The 20,044-nt window shown below is 39.5% G+C and carries 19 protein-coding genes; 7 read left to right on the forward strand and 12 right to left on the reverse strand.

Going from position 1 to position 20,044, the window contains the following annotated elements:
- Position 1 precedes the first annotated feature (1 nt).
- The 3 genes from ribF to phaZ form a co-directional block, all read right to left on the reverse strand.
- Complete coding sequence (gene ribF / locus A6733_RS02620; protein ID WP_176696092.1) at positions 2–967, reverse strand: riboflavin biosynthesis protein RibF; 966 nt, start codon at positions 965–967, stop codon at positions 2–4.
- Positions 968–1,054: 87 nt separating this feature from the next.
- A complete protein-coding gene (gene clpB / locus A6733_RS02625) occupies positions 1,055–3,655 on the reverse strand; it encodes an ATP-dependent chaperone ClpB (RefSeq protein ID WP_092401929.1) in 2,601 nt (866 codons plus the stop codon).
- Positions 3,656–3,971: 316 nt separating this feature from the next.
- Positions 3,972–5,186 (reverse strand): polyhydroxyalkanoate depolymerase, encoded by a 1,215-nt coding sequence (phaZ, locus tag A6733_RS02630; RefSeq protein ID WP_092401926.1) that lies wholly within the window; start codon positions 5,184–5,186, stop codon positions 3,972–3,974.
- Positions 5,187–5,417: 231 nt separating this feature from the next.
- Here phaZ and A6733_RS02640 point away from each other — a divergent pair, with 231 nt between their 5' ends.
- A complete protein-coding gene (locus A6733_RS02640; protein ID WP_092401923.1) occupies positions 5,418–6,062 on the forward strand; it encodes a c-type cytochrome in 645 nt (214 codons plus the stop codon).
- 2 nt (positions 6,063–6,064) lie between these two features.
- Positions 6,065–6,616, forward strand: a complete 552-nt coding sequence (locus A6733_RS02645; protein ID WP_092401920.1) for a thioredoxin family protein — start codon at positions 6,065–6,067, stop codon at positions 6,614–6,616.
- On the opposite strand, the gene A6733_RS02650 is transcribed toward A6733_RS02645, so the two are convergent.
- Both A6733_RS02650 and A6733_RS02655 read right to left on the reverse strand, forming a co-directional pair.
- A complete protein-coding gene (locus A6733_RS02650; RefSeq protein WP_092401918.1) occupies positions 6,613–6,912 on the reverse strand; it encodes a hypothetical protein in 300 nt (99 codons plus the stop codon). The two genes, A6733_RS02645 and A6733_RS02650, sit on opposite strands and share 4 nt — an antisense overlap.
- A gap of 153 nt (positions 6,913–7,065) precedes the next feature.
- Positions 7,066–8,565 carry an FMN-binding glutamate synthase family protein gene (locus A6733_RS02655; protein WP_242641467.1) on the reverse strand — a complete coding sequence of 500 codons (1,500 nt, stop codon included), beginning with the start codon at positions 8,563–8,565 and terminating at the stop codon, positions 7,066–7,068.
- Between the two features lie 63 nt (positions 8,566–8,628).
- On the opposite strand from A6733_RS02655, the gene A6733_RS02660 reads away from it, so the two are divergent.
- The 4 genes from A6733_RS02660 (at position 8,629) to ispH (ending at position 13,771) form a co-directional block, all read left to right on the forward strand.
- Complete coding sequence (locus A6733_RS02660) at positions 8,629–10,245, forward strand: right-handed parallel beta-helix repeat-containing protein (RefSeq protein WP_092460359.1); 1,617 nt, start codon at positions 8,629–8,631, stop codon at positions 10,243–10,245.
- Between the two features lie 38 nt (positions 10,246–10,283).
- On the forward strand, positions 10,284–11,684 hold the full coding sequence (gene purB / locus A6733_RS02665; RefSeq protein ID WP_092401909.1) for an adenylosuccinate lyase: 1,401 nt from the start codon (positions 10,284–10,286) through the stop codon (positions 11,682–11,684).
- Between the two features lie 336 nt (positions 11,685–12,020).
- Positions 12,021–12,359: a hypothetical protein gene (locus tag A6733_RS02670; protein ID WP_092401906.1), complete on the forward strand. Its 339-nt coding sequence runs from the start codon at positions 12,021–12,023 to the stop codon at positions 12,357–12,359.
- A 467-nt stretch (positions 12,360–12,826) separates the two neighbouring features.
- Positions 12,827–13,771 carry a 4-hydroxy-3-methylbut-2-enyl diphosphate reductase gene (gene ispH / locus A6733_RS02675; RefSeq protein WP_092401903.1) on the forward strand — a complete coding sequence of 315 codons (945 nt, stop codon included), beginning with the start codon at positions 12,827–12,829 and terminating at the stop codon, positions 13,769–13,771.
- Between the two features lie 18 nt (positions 13,772–13,789).
- Here the strand turns inward: ispH and A6733_RS02680 are convergent, their stop codons facing one another.
- A complete protein-coding gene (locus tag A6733_RS02680) occupies positions 13,790–14,542 on the reverse strand; it encodes a DsbC family protein (protein WP_092401900.1) in 753 nt (250 codons plus the stop codon).
- Positions 14,543–14,565: 23 nt separating this feature from the next.
- Positions 14,566–15,708: an FAD-dependent oxidoreductase gene (locus tag A6733_RS02685; RefSeq protein ID WP_092460361.1), complete on the reverse strand. Its 1,143-nt coding sequence runs from the start codon at positions 15,706–15,708 to the stop codon at positions 14,566–14,568.
- Between the two features lie 218 nt (positions 15,709–15,926).
- Between A6733_RS02685 and A6733_RS02690 the strand changes: the two genes are divergently transcribed.
- Entirely contained in the window at positions 15,927–16,781 is an 855-nt protein-coding gene (locus A6733_RS02690) for an NUDIX domain-containing protein (RefSeq protein ID WP_092401894.1), read from the forward strand.
- Here the strand turns inward: A6733_RS02690 and A6733_RS02695 are convergent.
- The 5 genes from A6733_RS02695 to A6733_RS02715 are packed head-to-tail and all read right to left on the reverse strand — an operon-like array spanning position 16,778 to position 19,789.
- Positions 16,778–16,966 carry a DNA gyrase inhibitor YacG gene (locus A6733_RS02695; RefSeq protein WP_092401891.1) on the reverse strand — a complete coding sequence of 63 codons (189 nt, stop codon included), beginning with the start codon at positions 16,964–16,966 and terminating at the stop codon, positions 16,778–16,780. The genes A6733_RS02690 and A6733_RS02695 overlap by 4 nt on opposite strands.
- Positions 16,966–17,568, reverse strand: a complete 603-nt coding sequence (coaE, locus tag A6733_RS02700) for a dephospho-CoA kinase (RefSeq protein WP_092401888.1) — start codon at positions 17,566–17,568, stop codon at positions 16,966–16,968. Before coaE ends, A6733_RS02695 begins: the two co-directional genes overlap by 1 nt.
- Complete coding sequence (locus A6733_RS02705; RefSeq protein ID WP_175330546.1) at positions 17,568–18,374, reverse strand: type III pantothenate kinase; 807 nt, start codon at positions 18,372–18,374, stop codon at positions 17,568–17,570. The genes coaE and A6733_RS02705 overlap by 1 nt, the downstream gene beginning before the upstream one ends.
- Positions 18,355–19,332, reverse strand: coding sequence for a biotin--[acetyl-CoA-carboxylase] ligase (locus tag A6733_RS02710; protein WP_092401882.1), 978 nt, complete (start codon positions 19,330–19,332; stop codon positions 18,355–18,357). Before A6733_RS02710 ends, A6733_RS02705 begins: the two co-directional genes overlap by 20 nt.
- On the reverse strand, positions 19,325–19,789 hold the full coding sequence (locus A6733_RS02715) for a GNAT family N-acetyltransferase (RefSeq protein WP_175330547.1): 465 nt from the start codon (positions 19,787–19,789) through the stop codon (positions 19,325–19,327). Before A6733_RS02715 ends, A6733_RS02710 begins: the two co-directional genes overlap by 8 nt.
- Positions 19,790–20,044: the final 255 nt, after the last annotated feature.

Genomic DNA, 20,044 nt, shown 5'->3' on the forward strand with positions numbered 1-20,044 from the left:
TCTAGTGTCCAAGAAAATAGCAAGTGGCAGCATCACAATCAGCGCTAATGCCACGCACTAATTCATCTATAGAAGAGTAATGACGCTCCTCATGCAAGTGTTTTAGAAACTCCACGAAGACACGACACCCATAAACATCATCTGAAAAATCAAGCAAATGAACCTCCAACCAGTCAAATTTATCCCCGGATGGCAATGTTGGACGCCTCCCAACGTTACACACACCTGGCAATGAAGAACTGCCAAGACCATGAACCTGTACTATAAAGGTGCCCCGCACAACAGAATTAACAGGTGGCCTTAAATTTATAGTTGGGAATCCTAGCTTGCGCCCCAAACGCTGTCCATAGCGCACTCTATCAAATAATTGATAAGAAAAACCAAGTATACTTCTTACTTGGTCAAACTTGCTCTCAGATATCATCTGCCGCAACAAGGTACTTGATATACGTTCATCTTTGTAGAAAAAATCTTGCATGGTCTCAAAATAAAAGTAACCACGTATACCATACTCTCGTAGAAGGGAAACTTTGCCTGAACGATTAGCACCGAACAAAAAATCTTCTCCCACAAGAAGATATTTTATGCGCAGAGCCAAAATTAGCACCTCTTCTATAAACAATCTGGCACTGTACTTTGAAAATTTATCATTAAACCGGACAATATAGACGTGATCTATCCCCATTCTAGCCAAACATATAATCTTGTCACGAAGAGTCCATAATTCTCGGAATAATTGTGGCTGGAAAAAAAATCTAGGATGGGGATGAAACAACATAACTGCGGTCTGAAGTCCATTTTCAGCAGCGTACAACTTAAGCTTAGATAACATGGCCTGATGGCCTACGTGAACTCCGTCAAAATTACCTATTGTCAGTGCCAAAGGTCGAGTAGGACACGGCACAAAATGTCTATGCACATTTATGCTGTGTCCATCAGATGTGGAAACAAACAACCCACCCTCCAAAATTAGCACTAAAGAGAAAGGAGAGTATAAGTAAGGTTAAGATAAAAACCAACCTTATAGCAGCAACGCACCATATAACTAATCAAATTACCTCTCAGAAACAGCCACTTTTTCTGAGTTAAAAGAAAACTTGCCATCTAGATAATCAATAGTAAGATCGTGGTCTGGAATAATTTTACCATCTATCAATAGCATAGCCAGCGGATTTTCTATCCACTGCTGAACTGCTCTTTTTAGCGGACGAGCGCCATATACAGGATCAAATCCTAATTGCACAATCTTGTTTAGAGCAACATCAGTTACATGTGCAGGAACACTCTGTGCAGCCAGTCTATCAATAACACGCTGTAATTGTAGTTTGGCAATGGGGCGCATATCCTCCTCAGTCAAACCATCGAACAGTATGATATCATCTATGCGATTAAGAAATTCAGGACGAAAGTTTTTCCTAACAACAGACATAACCTGCTCGCGAATATCATCCACTGATTTACCTTGTTGTTCCCAAAAATCACTTCCTATGTTTGATGTCATAACTATGACAGTATGACGAAAATCTACCTCTCGACCATGCCTGTCGGTCAAGCGGCCCTCATCCAAAACTTGTAACAATAAGTTAAATACATCCGGATGTGCTTTTTCTATCTCATCAAATAAAACCACGGAATACGGCTTACGACGAACTGCCTCAGTCAAATCACCACCATCTTCATAGCCAACATAACCCGGAGGAGCTCCAATTAGTAGAGAAACAGCGTGCTTCTCCATAAATTCGCTCATATCCAGCCTAATTAACTGATCCTGGCAATCAAACAAAAATTCAGCCAATCTCTTTGTCAACTCCGTTTTACCTACCCCTGTAGGTCCCAGGAACAGGAATGAACCGTAGGGCCTATTGGGATCAGACAGACCTGCACGAGAACGTCTAATAGCGCAAGAAATCTTAGACACTGCCTCATCTTGTCCAATAACGTGCTTATGAATAAAATCTTCCATATGCGACAATTTCTCTCGTTCTCCTTGAATCATGCGAGATACAGGAATCCCCGTCATCCTGGAGACAACCTCGGCAATTTCTTCTGCACCTACCTGGGTACGAAGAAGAACTAACTTTCCACCTTCATTAGATTGATTATTCTCAATTGTTTTAAGTTGAAGTTCTAACTCAGGCAAACGCCCATACTGAATTTCTGATACTCGTTGCCACTGCCCTTCTCGCTTTGCTTGCTCAATGTCGGATCGCAACTGATCTATCTGCTCACGTATATTTTGTGCTCCAGCTACAATTAACTTCTCCTTCTTCCAAATTTCCTCATAGTCTGAGTACTCTCTCTCCAAACGAGATATTTCCTCTTCTATATTCTTAAGACGTTTATGTGATAGCTCATCTTTTTCCCTACGAACAGACTCCCTTTCGATTTTAAGCTGTATCAACCTACGATCGAGCCGATCCATAACCTCCGGCTTGGAATCAATTTCCATCTTGATGCGCGAGGCTGCCTCATCAATTAGATCTATGGCCTTATCTGGCAAAAATCTATCACTAATGTACCGTTGCGACAATTCAGATGCAGCAACGATAGCTGGATCAGTAATGTCAACAGCATGATGAACTTCATATTTTTCTTGTAGACCTCGCAATATAGCGATGGTATCTTCTATACTTGGCTCTTGAACCAGGACTTTTTGGAATCGCCGCTCAAGTGCTGTGTCTTTTTCTATGTAGCGCCTGTACTCGTCAAGAGTAGTAGCACCAATACAATGAAGCTCCCCGCGCGCCAACAAAGGCTTTAAGATATTACCGGCATCCATTGCACCTTCAGTTTTACCTGCGCCTACAAGAGTGTGTATTTCATCTATAAATACAATGGTCTGACCGTTATCTTTACGAACTTCTTTAATGACGTTCTTTAATCGTTCCTCAAATTCGCCACGATACTTAGCACCAGCTAACATAGATGATAGATCAAGACATACTACCTTCTTATTCTTTAATCCTTCAGGAACTTCCCCATTAACTATACGCTGCGCCAAACCATCAACTATTGCAGTTTTACCTACACCTGGCTCACCTATCAAAACAGGATTATTTTTTGTACGTCTCTGCAAAACTTGTATAGTTCTACGTATTTCGTCATCACGACCTATAACAGGATCCAACTTACCCGAACGTGCCATATCAGTCAAATCAATAGAATATTTCGATAAAGCACCACGTTGGGATTCTGAATTTGGACTAGATACAGAACCTGGCAAAGAAATATCCTTAATAAAATTCTCCAATCTATTTCTATCAACTCCTTTCTTACGAAGCAACTCACCAACTGCTCCCTTATCTTCAGATAAAACCAAAAGAAAAATCTCAGAAGGAATATATTCGTCACCTCTCTTTTGTGATTCTTTTTCACACAAATTTAGTAGTCCCAACAACGACCTAGAAACATTAACCTGCCCCTGTAGTCCTTCAACTATTGGCAAATCATCTATCAATTTAGATATCTGTTGTTGCAATTCAGCAATAGGTAAAGAAAAGCGACCCAAAAGTGTAGTAATAGAACTTTCTGGGTCTGATAAAAAAACACTTAACAAATGCTGTGGCTCTATGTAAGCATTGTCCTTGCTAACGGCAAGACTTTCTGCAGACGACAGGGCATCACGAAACTGTGTAGTCAAACGCTCAACTTGCATCAAACACCTCTTTTATAATTCCATAACTAAAAATACTATCTACTACAACCTTCGATATGGTATTTATTTTCTAAAAATCAATGCAGTAAATGTCAATCCCTATATAGGAATAGGATAATCTAAGAATATTTAATAGAGAATAGAGCACAATCTCAATAGTGCTCTATCTCACAAGTAGGAATTGTTTGTAATATAAGAAATAAATGGAGAAAGAGAAAATAACTATAGATACTGTATGCAAAGAGAAAAAACTCAAGTGACATAAATAAAATTATTATATAAAATAGCAACTTGCTTTAATAGGAATAAAATTTAACTAATCAAACCTTCTTGTAAACTCACTGATCTTGCCACTAGTTTCTTGCTCCCATTTTCTACCACTAAAAACACCGTAGTGGCCTGCTCCCTTAACAAGCAGGTACTCCTTGAGATTATCTGGAATATTACTACAAAGACCGAAAGCCGCACTGGTTTGCCCAGGAGCACATATATCGTCCAACTCAGCCTCAACAACTAAAAGAGGAACATCAGTCAACTCATCCAAATCAACCTTCTTACCCTTAAACATCATCTCTCCAAGGGCCAAACAATGCCTATGAAAAACCATATCAATGGATTCTAGGAAAAATTTTGCTGTCATATCCATCACAGCATGATAGGAATCATAAAAATTTATATGCCGCTTTATAAAACTCTCATTACCCTCGACCATAGCCTCATAAAATTTAAAATGTTCTCTAATATGATTGTCAGGATGCATATTTATAAAAGACATATGCTGCAAATATCCTGGATAGACGTGCCTAAAAGCACCTGGATACCTAGCAGGAACAGTAACAATCAAGTTATCCTCAAACCATGATAATGTTCGTTGCTCAGCAAATCTGCAAACACTAGTAGGATTACAACGCACGTCAACCGGACCACCCATTAGTATCATACTTCCAACCTTTAGACCAATGGAGGACATGTGGTGAACAGCAACCAAAGCTGGTGCCGTAGGTTGACAAATCGCAATAATGTGTGGACTACGTCCCGTATGATTACGTATATACTCAACAAAGTCACATATGTACTGCACAAAATCATCAAAACCGAAATCACCCTCTGCCAAAGGTATATATCTAGGATTAACCCAGTCTGTAATGTAAGTATCATAGCACTTGATAAGTTGCCTAACACTTCGGCGCAATAAGGAAGCATAGTGACCAGACATTGGTGATAAAACCAACATAGGAGCATGGTCTTGGAAATTGTTCTTACAGAAATTAAGAAGATTGCCAAAAGGTTTCCGGAACAAAGTCTCCTCATGAACCTCAACAGCACGTCCGTCTATCTGAACCTCATATATGTCAAAGGGAGCACATGGGTACTCCCTGGTAAGGCGAGATAAAAAAGTCAATGGAGCCACAAAACTATTGGCTGGTTGAAAAAAATGCCCCATCTCACTAAAACTATGTCCCAACTCACCAAACTGTACGCTACAGCTGTCTAGAATGGACTTATGGAAATCGAAAGCGCTATAAAACATATAGCTTCCTTAATGAAGAAACAAAACAAATAAAAGAAAACCAGCCGCCGGTTGGACTAAAACCATACAGCATAGTTCCTATGTAGAAGGCATCATTGCTAGGGGTATATCTTTGCTTATAACCGGCCATGCTAATCAAACTAAATTCATCCATAGTAATTGGATATATCTTCCACATTCCGGTAGAATCTGGTCCGTCTCTGGTAAGACATTTCCATAGGAGTGCCGTTCATGAAGTCTTGGCAATCGTTAGCAACCATAATTATTGGCTGTATAATTCCCTATGTGGCACAGTCAGCTGGCAATGCACAAGCCGGATTTGTTAAAAGTCAGATGTGCCAAGGATGTCACAACATAACCGGCTATCACTACAATTTTCCCAGGCGCTACAGTGTGCCCTATCTTGGTGGACAATTTGCCAAATACATTGAATCAGCCCTAAAATCTTATGCTGGCAAACAAAGGCCAACAAAGTCTATGATCGTGGCTGCGATGTCTCTTAGTCAGCAGGATATGCAAGATATTGCAGCTTATTACCAAGCTCAAAAGAAAGTGGATATACAGCCTCCTACAGATAATACATCAGGGATAGAAATTGCTAAGGGATATAGCATATACAAGAAGCTGGCGTGCGCTTCTTGCCACGGAGAGGTTGGAACACCTTCGTCTGATGAATACCCTGTGTTGGCACATCAGCGTCAAGATTACTTAGAGTCTGCCTTATTAGATTATCGCTCTAAGATACGCAAGAATGTAATTATGCAAAGCCTAGTATCAAAAGTTACAGATGAAGAGATACATCTTATGGCGTCGTTTTTATCTCACCAAAAGCCCGGTGTATTCAACCCTAACCACTTGGAAGAAGAGGATTCTTAACAATGGCTGCTACCAAAACTCCGATTTGTGATTTTAATTGGTCTGGACCTGATTTTTCCCTTCTGGGAACAGATGGAAAGGTTTGGTCGCGCAGTGATACTATGGGACCCAGTGGTCATCTCATCATATTCATGTGTAATCACTGCCCATATGTACAGTCTATACTTGATGAATTACTTGAAGATATTTCCTACCTAGAAACTCAGGGCATAAAGTCTGTTGCTATTTCTGCAAACGATGCAATTGAATATCCAGAGGATTCACTTGAAAATATGAAACTTTTGGCGAAGAGAAAAAAATTCTCCTTTCCGTACCTATATGATGAGTCACAGGACGTGGCACGCGCCTATGGTGCTGTTTGTACGCCTGATTTCTTTGGATTCAACAGCAAAAATAAGCTCCAATATCGTGGCAGACATAGCTCAAGCGGAAAAGAGATTGTTCCTGGAGCAAAAAAGGAGCTACGTGAAGCCATGATTCTCGTTTCAAAAACAGGTAAAGGACCTGAAGAACAGCACCCGAGCATAGGTTGCTCTATAAAGTGGAAAAATTAAATACAATGAATCAGATGTCGAACACGACGGCATCTAACAATAAAGTCTGGGGAAACAGTTTCTTCATTGTCGCGCCTATATTTTTCCACAAATATACTAGGATTAGCCAGAACAATTTCCCTTCTTTTTTTTTCTTCATCTTCCTCGTCTTGATTGCCACCTTGCTGCTTAGAGTTCCCCTCGTCTTCGTACACACCTATATTGATAGGTGAGGACAATAGAGGCTCCACTTCACGAATGCGCTCAACAGAAATATCATTTGTAGGCATTTCTTGACCTTGAAATTTTATGGACAAGAAAATTCTATATATTTGTGCGCATACTACATATGACAAATTTGTTGTTTAATATGATAAAAATTACACTATAAATACGTTAAAATGTGGCAAAAATCCGTTGTATTACCTAAGTATTTGGGATAATAATCCAAATATCCCCTATAAGGACTGTCAACTTTTTAACACTTCTGGAAAAAGTTCCGCATAAGGTACTGCAGTTTGGTTTATCACTAACATGACGTGGCTCCTGTTAAGTAAGCGCGGATGTTTAACTCCACAAGAATAAGCTATTTGTTCTATCTCGCTATTCATATTGGAAACATAATTAGCCACACGCACATACTTTTCTGCTACTACCAACCCCCTTTGCAAACGAACACTATGGGTGGTAATACCAGTAGGACAACGATTGGTATGACACCTCATTGCTTGTATACATCCAAGAGAAAACAAAAAACCGCGAGCGCTATTTACAAAATTAGCACCCATACAAAGAGCCCAAGCTACGTCTACAGGTGTAACCAACTTGCCAGATGCAATTAAGACGATACGTTTTTTTAAATCGTATTTATTCATTAAATCAACGACTCGTGGTAGTGAATCGCGAATAGAAAGGCTCATATGGTCCATTAACCCTTGTGGAGCAGCACCTGTACCGCCTTCACCACCATCAATAACTAAAAAATCTGGAGCAGATTGTAATCCACGTTCATTTATGGCAGAAAACAGATCACATAAAAAGTCATATCCCCCAAGTGCTGTTTTTACACCAACTGGTTTCTTGGTTGCAGCACGAACCCTTGAAACAAAATCAAGCAACTCGTCTATCGAGTGTGCCATTTTATGGCAATTAGGACTAATAGAGTCTACATGTGGCTTAATACCACGAATCTTAGCAATGTCGTCAGTTACCTTAGCAGCAGGCAATAAACCGCCCTTTCCTGGCTTCGCACCCTGAGACAATTTAACTTCAAAAGCTCTTACCGATGTATTCGCAGCTACCTCCTCTAGCTTGGACCAGGAAAAATTACCATCACCATCACGAAAGCCGTACAAAGCGGTACCAATTTGAGCTATAAGGTCAGCCCCTCCATCTAGGTGGTGTGGGCTAACCCCTCCTTCACCAGTGCTTAACCAGCAACCTGATTCACGTGCACCCTTGGATAGTGCTCTAACAGCAGGTTTTGATATGGAACCATAGCTCATACCACTTATGTTTATAAGAGAACTAGCCTCGAAGGGAAAATCACAATAGCCTTCACCAATTCTTATAGGGGGAGTAGTAAGAGAATCTTGTACTTGCACAGCAAAAGGCGCACTTGAAAAGATAATAGACCCTTCCCTACGAATGTAATATGTAGATCCAAATGCAACAGATTTATCATCATCTTTGGACATTCTGTACACCCAAGATCGCGTAGATCTGTCAAATGGCATCTCTTCCCTATCACCGGAGAAAAAGTACTGCCTAAAGTGCTCCCCTTGCCTCTCCAGGAGGTACCTAAAGTGTCCAATAACTGGAAAATTTCTTAACACAGAGTGCTTTTTTTGCAACACATCATAAATATATACCAACAAAATCAGTAACATAAATATAAAAACAGGAGCACTGATAATGAAAGTAGCAATATGCTCTAAAGTACTAATAAAATCCATTTTAAAATTACCCATAATGACTTGCAGTCATACTATTGGCTACAGCTTTTACGCTACAACCGAACGGAACTACTATTTATGACAACTTCACTTTTTGTTAGAGGCAATACTCAACTAAGTCAATATGATGAGGAGCGAATAAAGTCCATATTGGAGCTTATCACTGAGCCATTGAAAAAAAAAATTAAACATGATCTCTTAATACTTTTTAAGTATGGCCCTGAGTGGAAAAGAAGTTGGGAAAAATCTCAGAACCTTAAACATAAAAATTCTATACTTATGGTTTTTATGACCTCAGAACTTTCAATAGATTCTGATTTCAGGGATGAATTATCATCATTTATCAATTTACGCCCTCAATCCATAGTATGGATTGAGTATCAGAACTACAAGAAAAGCTTACTTACCAATTTACCCCTGCCCCAAGGAATAATTGCGCTAAATTGGACAAAACAGCGTTTTCTACCACTAGAAAACGATCTTTTTGTTATTCCTATAGAAAAGATAGGATCTACCATACTTGAGCTCATGAGTAAAAATAGATCATCCACTACCAACAATAGATCATCCACCACTAACATGAGCCCCCCCAAGATAATATTTGCTGAACACAGGAACTCTCATTTAGCTCGTAAAAAGCCGGATCATAAGGCCGTCAAAAAACACCTAGGTCCCTTAGCATCAGATTTTTTATCAATTCCTACTAAGAGCAAGGGCTCACGTTCTATATTAGCAAAGCCATCACCTAATGTTATAACTATGTTTAGTGATGGAACCGGTGACTACCCAACCTTAGTAGAGGCTGTAAGTAGGTGCCCTGACAACGGCACCATCATCATAAAGCCAGGAATATACCTAGAAAACCTTATTATTAGTCGTCCTATCAACATAATTGGTGAAGGTAATAACGAGGATATTGAAATACGTGCTTCAGGATCATGCAATTTCTTGATTGATAATGACTGCGTGCTGAGAAATTTAACAATAAGGCAGTTTGGTGGAATAGACTGGTACGCTATAGATGTACGTGGCCCATACAATATAGAAATAGATAAATGCAATATACAAAGCGATTGCAACGCTTGCATAGCCGTACACAGTGAAGCAGATCCGTATATACACCATTGTTTCATTCACGATAGTGCTGATGGTAGTGGCATATTTGTTTACGATCGTGGTCGAGGTCGTATTGAGCATAATAAAATTTCTTGGAACAAGCATGCAGGAATTGAGATTAAGTCTGGTGCAGAACCTATAATACGTTTCAACCACATTAATGACAGCTATGGAGGAGGAATACTTGTATATGGGGTTTCAGGGGGACTTGTAGAAGAAAATGAAATTATAGGAAGTGCCTTTGCCGGAATACAAATCGAGGAATTTTCTAATCCAACTATAAGAAAAAACTTAATTCTCGCAGGAAAACAAAGTGGAATCTACATAAGAGATAATGGAGAAGGAGTAGTAGAAGACAATGATATTAGCAGTAATGAATTTGCTGGAATTGCTGTAGAATCTGGGGGATCACCATTTGCCTACCTGAACAGAATCCACTTCAATAATTATGGAATATGGGTCTACAATGGAGGTAAAGGTACGTATGAGGGAAATGATTTACAGGGAAATAAGTCAGGAAGCTGGCTCCTAAATGGTAATAGACCTATCAACTCGATCAACAATGCTGAGGATAAATAGATACTTAGTTCATATTACTAAATATTGAAAGATACAACATGGATTTTGATAAACGATTGCACCCACTAACCATGATAAGTCCTCTTGACGGACGATATGCTAACCATGTTGAGCAACTATCACAAACGGTAAGTGAGTACGCACTGAACAAAGCACGAGTTCATGTGGAAATAGAGTGGCTTATTTCTCTGGCTGATAATCCAGAAATTAGTGACGTAACAAATCTCAGTGTTGATGAAATATTGTTCCTTAGAAGTATAAGTAATAATTTTTCTATATCAGACGCAGAAAAAATAAAGTCCATTGAGAATGTTATTAATCATGATGTTAAGTCAGTAGAGTACTGGATAAGAGAAAAAATTTCTGCTCTAGATTCGCTTTCAAGTAAAAAAGAACTAATCCACTTTTCTTGTACTAGTGAAGACATAAATAACCTGGCAGACGCCATAATGATCAGGGACACTCGAACCATATTGTTAGAAAAAATTCACGTTATAGTGGACCACCTTTTTAAGATGGTTGTAGAATATTCATCAACTCCAATGATGTCTAGAACCCATGGGCAACCAGCCAGCCCTACTACACTAGGTAAGGAAGTTGCTGTATTCTTACATAGAGTAGGTACTATTAAGAAAAAAATAGAAGAATTATCGATTACAGGAAAGTTTAACGGTGCTGTAGGAAACTATCACGCACATACTATTGCTTATCCCAACGTCGATTGGATAGCTCATTCAAAAAAATTCGTTCAGTCATTGGGATTTTCTTTTTGTCTATACTCGACACAAGTAGAGTCGCACGACACGATGGCAACTTTTTTTTTATTATTTTCTCAACTTAATAGTGTACTAATTGATTTATGTCGTGACTTCTGGGGATATATAAGTCTAGGCTACCTAAAACAGCAAATAAATCATCAAGAGGTTGGTTCTTCTACCATGCCTCACAAGGTTAATCCAATCAATTTCGAAAATGCTGAAAGTAATCTTAGCTTAGCTAATTCTCTTCTTATCCACCTTTCAGAACAGCTAACTGTGTCGCGTTGGCAACGTGATCTTAAAGATTCAACACTTAAAAGAAATATTGGTGTAGCTTTTGGTCATTGTCTTCTTGGATATTCCATGCTGATAAAGGGACTAACAAATGTTAATGCCGACACAAAAAAAATGTTAGAAGACCTAAATCAGAACTGGGAGTTACTAGCAGAGGCAGTTCAAAGTGTCATGCGTAGATACAAAATTAACAATGCGTATGAGGAGATGAAAAAACTAACTAGAGGACAGAAAATCACGTCTGATAAATTACACAAGTTCATAAAATCCCTCCCTTTACCACCTGAAGATATGGAAAGGTTGATACGATTAACTCCAGAATCTTATATTGGGTACGCAAAAATAATAGCACAACAAGTAATTAATGATTACGCAGAAAACAATTAAGGATTATAAAAATTAACTCAAAATACCTATACATAAAACATCAAATAAAATTAATATATACAATGTGAGTATCGCAGTCGTATAAATCTTACTTTATATAAATCTTATTTTCTTTATATAAATCTTACTGATCATCTATTATTAAAAAAGTATTAACTTCGTAAGTGGTGCATACTACTATATCCGGCAAGGCATATTAATGCATATGATGTTGTAATATTATTTGTCAATGCCCCATGCTAATTAGCAACGTATGCAATAAACATACTTTACTTAATTTTTTTTAATACATAAATTATCATGGTGTGGAATTTTGTCTGATACAAGGTAAAAAAGATGGAAATGGTTCAGTATAATAGGGGTTCGCTTGACAGCCTTGGAAATTACATGGACATAGGATCAAGTATTGACGGTGAACAAAATATAGAAGTAGCAGATGTAGAAAATAACAATGAGCCAAGTAGTAGAGGGGTTATGTCGGACTTATTGGGATTTTGCTCAACTACGATGACAACGACAATGCACGCTGCTAGAGGAAGTGTAAATTATTTATCTAACTTAGCTATAAACGACGGAATCAGGGTTATTGCAATTTCATTTTTAATTACAATTGCAATTGCTCTCGTTGCAGCTATTATAGCTGCAATTTTCCTTAAAATTGCTGGCCATGTGTAACGATATATAGGCAATCGCGTAGTGTATAAAATTTCAGATACATAGCATATGATGGATAAAAAATGGATAGTAGGGGGTATAGATAGTTAGAATGGTAGATTCGCTCATGGACGTGCTTATCTGTTAGTAAGCATGCTGGACGACAATAAATACAGCCTGATATTTATGCAAAGATCCTGTGGTACGTAAAATTTTTTAAGTATGTCAAGAATGGATAGTAAACACTTGGTACTTAGTTTACTTAAACAATAAAATTAGAGCCATTGCAGTTGCCTTTTACCATGCTAGAATCTGTATTATGCAGCAAGTATTGTATATATCAATGGTGCCACATATATATTGATATTGTTCCAATGTTTAGCCATTTTTAGCAATACAACTTCTTGATACACAAGCATTATCATTATAACGGTGCTATAATTGCGGCGTAGCTTTTTTACCGTATACAAGTTTAGATAGCGCATTAAATGAAAATTATTCTAGCTTCACCTAGGGGATTTTGTGCTGGCGTAGAAAGAGCCATTGGTATAGTTAATGATGCTATTGGCTTTTTTGGTCCTCCTGTTTATGTACGTCACGAAGTCGTACACAACAGACGTGTGGTTAGTGAATTACAAGAAAAAGGTGTAATTTTTGTTGATGATCTCTTGGAGGTGCCAGATAACAGTATTTTGATCTTTTCAGCTCACGGAGTATCTCAAGCCATTAGGAAACAGGCTAAGAGCAAAAATTGCAGGCTATTCGATGCCACCTGTCCTCTAGTTACAAAGGTTCATGTAGAGGTTAGAAAACAATCTGCAGCTGGATATCACATAATTATGATTGGCCATGCTGGACATCCAGAGGTAGAAGGAACAATGGGCCAAATAGAAAAAGATCGGATATCATTAGTACAAACAACATACGATATTGCAAATTTGGATATTGACTCGGATAAGATATTTTATGTAACACAAACGACTCTATCGGTTGATGAAACCAAACAGATAATAAGAGCATTGCAGCGGAAGTACCCTCACATAATTGGGCCCAAAAAAGACGATATATGCTACGCCACCCAGAATCGCCAAGATTCCGTAAAAAAGCTGGTAAAAATAGTCGAATGCGTAATAGTAATAGGCTCTCCAAATAGTTCTAATTCCAGACAACTAAAGCATGTAGCACAAAGCCAAGGCTGTCTTACTTACATGATAGACTCACATGAGGAACTTGACACTGCGTGGCTTAGAGATTTCAAAACAGTTGGTATTACGGCTGGGGCATCAGTTCCAGAGAATCTGATAACGGAAGTAGTTCAAAAAATAAGCGAAGCATTTCCGGATACGTACACTGAACAAATGGAATCGCAGCCAGAAACAATATCTTTTCCTATACCAAAAATACAAAAAACAGGCAGCCACATTACTCAGTAGCCGCCACAAAATACCTTCCTAATTGCCCAATAATTCCTCTATGGTATCGACCGTAGGGGCCCCAGATATCCTCTGTCCCGTCATGAAAAATGTGGTAGGTGTTCCAGTAACGCTATATTTACGTCCCATTTCTACATTTTTCCTGAGAGGAGTATTGCAAGATCCACTGTTATTGGGTTCCTTAGAATCAACTATCCAATCATGCCAAGCCTTAGCACGATCTGGAGCACACCAAATCTTTGCGGCTACAACCATAGACTGCTCCTTAACAACTGGATACAAAACCACGTAAACCGTAGCATTGGTCAAAGTTGAGATTTCTTCTGTAAACACACGACAATACTTACAATATGGATCCTCAAAAACCACTATATGGCGAGAACCGTTACCACTAACATAGGGGATGGCATTTTTTTCAAATGGAAAGTTCTTAATAGCATTTGCCATTATCGACGTCTTTACCTTATCTGTAAGGTTGACCCGCGATTTTTCATCGATAAGAGTACCTTGAAAAATAAGGTGAAGCTTAACATTTACGTAAATTATCTGATCGCCAGAAGCCACTACAACCCAACCAGGCATGGAAGAGGGCAACACAGCATCTACAGAAACTGAAGGAAAAACACTAACAGCTATGTCTATGGCCTTATTTTTTATATCCTCAGTTACTTTGGATGCAATATTCGAATTACTATGAACTGCAGAAGCAAAAACATTAGTATACAATAACAAGCAGGCCCAAAACAGCCTCTGCCTAGCTCTTAACATCATTAAATATTCCTTTCTATATTAATTTATTGAGCACATCGTACGAACCAATTTTTCGCAAACACAAACTGATCTGTCAATAATAATCCACGTAACAGTATTTCCAGAGAAATAGAATTTGAAGACGCGTACCAAAGAGAACGGGTTACAAAAGACCACTTTCGTGCTTCAATTTCAGATTTTCGTCCGTAGGCACGAAGTATGCTTGCATCAAAAACAGGCCTAAAAGAAGGACGATTCCCCAAAACACCGGATAAATGTAACACACCCCTAAAACCTATGTTAAGTCCTTGCCCTGCCAAAGGATGAACAGAATATGCGGCATTACCCAACAAAACACACCTCTGACCTACCACAGGCGTTATATATTCTTCTATATCGTAACAATATATATCCCCAGCTACAGTCAAAGCAGATGAATCTATACCTAAAAACCCGCATAAAGCCTCGCCCCAAGAAGGATTGTCATCATTCCAAAGATAATGTTTTGCAGGCAATGACCAAACACAGCAAGCTGAGTAACTAGTACCAGCATATGGCAAAAACGCAATTACACCAAACTTATCTCCAAACCATTGCCTAGCTGTGATTGGATCCTGATCTTTCCAATTGATAGGAAACACGGCTGTCTTAGCTGGAAGAATTTGATTTTTGTGTATACAAGGAATATTAAAATAGTTACGTAACCATGAATGAGAACCATCAGCTGCCAAAACCAACTCCGCATCTATAGATGAGCCGTGTTTATCGATTAACTGAACGCTATCATGAGATAGCAAGCAACGCGATACTGAAAACTCAGTTCGACAGATAATATTCTCTTCTTTTATTTTAGCAACCAGCGCCTTCCAAAGATCTAAGGCTGACACGGTCCATGCAATTGGACGTACTTGGCAAGACTCACCAAGTGACAACGCTGGAAAATGTTTGACTGTACCTATCTGCATACTCTCTACAGGGCAAGCTTTAACACTTATGCCGTGTTCTAACAAGGCAGTATAGACATAATCTGTCAGAGCAAAGATATTATTTGGCACATAGCTTTCAATTATTTCCCAAGTTTTGCTGTCAACTAGGGTTACAGATAAGCCATGACGGGATAATGCTATACTAGCCCACAGGCCAACAAAGCCTGCTCCAACAACTACAACATCAATTTTTTTAGACATATAACCATCACATACCTTGAAAAAATTACCGCTCGATATATAGTAAGCGGATTTGGACCAAGTTGTATCCATTTTTCTAACTAGGGAGGGTATTATACATGTGGCTTTTATACCTGGAGGGTGTCGGCGCGTGCTTATTTATTGCAACACTTGTGTGGTACACCCTACGTAAAGATCCAGAGGACAAAAAGGACCAAAGGTAAGATATTTGGCCATAGATGGATAATTTAACTGGCAAAGTAGGTACAAGCGGTAGAACTTCAGCAGAAACAGTTCATGTTTCCGCTGGGGTTGTAGAAAGAGGCGACGGACATTATTTAATGTCCTGTCGCCCACCTCTGCAGTCTAGTCCTGGATTCTGGGAGTTTCCTGGGGGTAAGCAAGAACCGGGCGAAAGCTGCCGAGATGCCCTTGTAAGGGAATTACACGAAGAGGTGGGAATCCATGTAGAAACTGCCTATCTACTGGTTACTAAGCACATACGACACACATGCGGCGACATCATGCTTCATTTTTGGCGTGTGACCAGATGGAAGAATGAGCCCTGCAGCCTGGAAAATCAGCGACTTTTTTGGCAGGATCGCCTAAAGCCATTGCAGGTTAGTCCTTTGCTAAGAACAAATCTCTCGGTATTAAAAATCTTATCTCGCCCTCATGTGATAGTAGTAATAGACAATGAAGTTCCTACGAAAAGTGTACAAGACGCTATATCAAGTTTAGGCATGGAGTGCCATATTCTTGTACGGCAAAAATTGGGACATACAGTCGACCTTAGCAAGGTGGGATTGCCTATTATTATTGGGAATAAACTAGTCAGTGGCAATAATACAACTTTGTATACTTGGGTAGATACTAGCAAAGAAGAATTAGATTGGTACCATGCTTACAAAAGATGGCCAGAAACGCCTGATCACGACACATGCCTTCTTTTAACAGAAAAACCGAAACAAACTCTGACCTTGCCTTTTGGATACTATGTTCCAACGTCACACGTAGACGAAGGAACGCTGGAAAATGCATGGCAAATAGGAGCATGGGGAGTACACGTGAATGTATTTCAACTACTGCTTTAGTTGTTATCGTCATCCTTAGAGCCGGAATCTGCAGGCTCGTTGGTATCCATTACATATTCCTCGTTCATCCAATGCACCCAATCCTTTTTTCTACATAATTCGGAACAGAAAGGACGCCACGGATTGTCGCTACTATACAAAATATTCTTTCTACAAATTGGACATGACACCCAGACACCAGACATCAGTCCTCCTTAGCATAACGGCAGTATGTTTCATGATAATTTCTTACATTAGATTCTAATAACTTCAAACTATAATTGTTGTCAATTACATCATCGTAATCTTCATAGAAGTTCTCTCGTTCTTGAACCCCCAAAACTGCATCGGCTTCATCTGGCAAAAACCCACGGCCAGTAATTAAACGCTCACGCTGGAGCGATTTATCACAACGAACTAGTAAAACCCTTTGCACAGAGGTTAGCCAAAAAGAAGCGGAACGCAAGACAGGAACCTCAACCAAAGCATATGGGACATTGGCCAAGAGTCCCAATCTATCCTGCACACGATCCCTAACCATTGGGTGTATCAATGATTCAAGAAGCATTCTGGCGCTATCATCAGAAAAAATGAGGTGTCTCATACTAGGACGATCCATAGAGCCATCTTCACCAATAAATCTACTGCCAAAATGTTTAGCAATAATTGGAACAGCATCACCCCCTGCTGCTGTAAGATTCCTAGAAATTTCATCGCAATCTACTACACCAGCTCCATTTTGGGAAAAAAAACGAGAGGCTGCAGACTTTCCAGAAGCAATACCGCCAATCAAAGTTACAATGTACATTAAGCAACTATCTCGGATCTTAGTTTACATTGTGATATGTGCACCAATCCATCCAAGACCAGGGTATCAATATAATGTGCCGGTATAGAAATATTTCTTTTCCATAAGCGATAGAAAAATTCACCACTTCCGCCAGATATAATAACCCTGGGCACTGTGCTAAATCTTCTCTGAACTCTCTCGACCATTCTACAGGCCCATCCTATAGACAAATCGCAAGCACCCACCTTAACTGCGGCAGAAGTGCTTTGTGGGAAATCATCCAGGTCATCAGGAAGGTCTGCAAAATCAAAATCTTCCAAAGTAAGAGTAGTACCCTCCAACAAACTTCTTTCAAGCCAGTAAAATCCAGGGACAATTGTTCCACCCCAATACGATCCTCTACCTACAACATCGGCTGTCAATGCAGTACCACAATTTATAACCACAATAACTTCGCTAGAGAACAAACAATTGGCAGCAACCACACTGGCCCAACGATCGGAGCCTAGCTTACTTGGATTTTTATATAAATTATTTAAACCACTCTGATCCGTTAAAGAATCAACCTGATAGATAGAAGCATTGTTCCATCTATTCTTAGCAAAATGCATCATAGTCTCTGGGCTAAAGCTGGAAACATTAGAAATAGCCACACAACCTGGCACATGGCGTGGAGAAAGATTATCCCAGCTTTTCAACAGCTCAGAAGACCTCCTTGTAGGAACAGAATCTGTAACATGCCAACACCTTTGAGCATCATCATAAATGGAACAAACTCCCCATTTAGTTAAAAAGTTCCCCATATCAACAACTAAGTAATTCACGACTCTCACTTCTCCGACAAAGAGATACATCACCAGACAAAAAGGCTCTAATTCCGCCTACACGATCATTGCTACTCAACAACAAAGCACCTCTATCATCAACACCTTCACACCACCCCTCGTAATTACATTTAGAGGTACGTATCAATAAACGGGAGCTGTTAAAAAAGTGATGTCGCATCCACGCTGATCTGAAATAAGAAAATCCACGACGAATAAAAATACCCAAATACGCTATTAACTTATTTATAATAGCAACAGCAGTACATTCCCTAAATTTATTAAAATGTAGACAATTCTCACCTAAGGCAGTAGACAACAAGAGCTTCAAGTTGACACCCACACCTATAACAACACGATCTTTACTCTTTTCCACCAAAACACCGGCCAATTTGCTTCTAGACGGAAGCAGTAAGAGATCATTTGGCCACTTCAGGCCAACATTGGTATGCCCAAAGGCATGTAATACTTCCAAAATTACTAATGACACAACAAGAGCAAAACCATCATAATTACGATCAGTGTCAATATAACTTACAGAAAACGTCAACCCATGGCCAAGGGGTGATATCCAAGAACGGCCATGGCGTCCACGTCCACGCAGCTGATATTCTGACCAAAAGACATTAAATGGCTCCTTTTGATTGTGGGCAAAAGCCATGTCCTGAGTTGACGAACATGTAACAAAGGAAACAACAAGACAAGAAACCAGACTAGATAACCTCCTAGTATCAACCCAAGAGTTACCTGAGTCTTTCAAAGAAACATAATTGGACGAAATAAACTTAACTGGGAGTCCAAAACAAAACCAGCAAACTAGCATCTCACGTAAATTAGCTACGGAACACGAAACGGCACGAGAAAACCGTAAAAGATCCAGGCAAGAAACAGAATGGAGCTCGCCCCACAGCGCCCAAGACCAACGGGGGGGAGAAAAAATCAACTTCTGGTCAATCAAAATCCTCACCCAAAAGACATCTCATTACCAAAGCATCCTCATAATTACGCGGTCCAGCTGGGGTAATGTTATAGTAATACCTATAACGACACCCAACTACTTCAAATCCAGCCCACTTGTATAGGGAGAGCGCATTCAAATTGCTCATCCTAAGCTCAAGCATGACTTTGTAACAGCCACAAGACTTAGCCTGGGTCAGCAATGAAAGTAATAGCAGGATCCCAAAACCAGAACGCCTTGCTTTAGGAGATACCGCAATATTCAGGATATCCATAGCATCAACGCTTATGGAGGCAAGAGTGTATCCCAAAATCTCTCCGTCCACATCAATCAACACACCCCAAATACCCGACTTCAGTAGGTCCTCGAATTGGCTTAGACTACATGGATGGGGATGACATAATTGATCTAGCTCAGCAAGACGCGGCAAATCCTCTCTACGAATGAACCGGAGCACAACAAGCCTCCACAAAGTTGTTTATTCTTGACACAGACGAGGACTATACCCCTACTAAGGGTGGTCTTCAATAAAAAAACAACAACAAAAGCACCCGTTATGTATGTTAGACATAACTAAAGCACATTTAGCACGTATGAATTGACAAAACTTCCCCCTACTATCACCCCCAAAGTATATCAGGTCGTAGCTGTTGTACATCAGGACTACAAGCAAGATCTGTCATCAAAAACCTAGGCATAGCAAAAACCCGCC

Origin of the sequence: Candidatus Ichthyocystis sparus, from assembly GCF_900078745.1 — a bacterium.
GTDB lineage: Bacteria > Pseudomonadota > Gammaproteobacteria > Burkholderiales > 2013Ark19i > Ichthyocystis > Ichthyocystis sparus.

What these genes read in the sequence shown, in the direction of transcription:
- clpB (WP_092401929.1), bottom strand. Translation starts at nt 3,655, where the DNA reads ATGCAAGTTGAGCGTTTGACTACACAGTTTCGTGATGCCCTGTCGTCT.
- phaZ (WP_092401926.1), bottom strand. Translation starts at nt 5,186, where the DNA reads ATGTTTTATAGCGCTTTCGATTTCCATAAGTCCATTCTAGACAGCTGT.
- A6733_RS02640 (WP_092401923.1), top strand. Translation starts at nt 5,418, where the DNA reads ATGAAGTCTTGGCAATCGTTAGCAACCATAATTATTGGCTGTATAATT.
- A6733_RS02645 (WP_092401920.1), top strand. Translation starts at nt 6,065, where the DNA reads ATGGCTGCTACCAAAACTCCGATTTGTGATTTTAATTGGTCTGGACCT.
- A6733_RS02655 (WP_242641467.1), bottom strand. Translation starts at nt 8,565, where the DNA reads ATGGGTAATTTTAAAATGGATTTTATTAGTACTTTAGAGCATATTGCT.
- A6733_RS02660 (WP_092460359.1), top strand. Translation starts at nt 8,629, where the DNA reads ATGACAACTTCACTTTTTGTTAGAGGCAATACTCAACTAAGTCAATAT.
- purB (WP_092401909.1), top strand. Translation starts at nt 10,284, where the DNA reads ATGGATTTTGATAAACGATTGCACCCACTAACCATGATAAGTCCTCTT.
- A6733_RS02670 (WP_092401906.1), top strand. Translation starts at nt 12,021, where the DNA reads ATGGAAATGGTTCAGTATAATAGGGGTTCGCTTGACAGCCTTGGAAAT.
- ispH (WP_092401903.1), top strand. Translation starts at nt 12,827, where the DNA reads ATGAAAATTATTCTAGCTTCACCTAGGGGATTTTGTGCTGGCGTAGAA.
- A6733_RS02680 (WP_092401900.1), bottom strand. Translation starts at nt 14,542, where the DNA reads ATGATGTTAAGAGCTAGGCAGAGGCTGTTTTGGGCCTGCTTGTTATTG.
- A6733_RS02685 (WP_092460361.1), bottom strand. Translation starts at nt 15,708, where the DNA reads ATGTCTAAAAAAATTGATGTTGTAGTTGTTGGAGCAGGCTTTGTTGGC.
- A6733_RS02690 (WP_092401894.1), top strand. Translation starts at nt 15,927, where the DNA reads ATGGATAATTTAACTGGCAAAGTAGGTACAAGCGGTAGAACTTCAGCA.
- A6733_RS02695 (WP_092401891.1), bottom strand. Translation starts at nt 16,966, where the DNA reads ATGTCTGGTGTCTGGGTGTCATGTCCAATTTGTAGAAAGAATATTTTG.
- coaE (WP_092401888.1), bottom strand. Translation starts at nt 17,568, where the DNA reads ATGTACATTGTAACTTTGATTGGCGGTATTGCTTCTGGAAAGTCTGCA.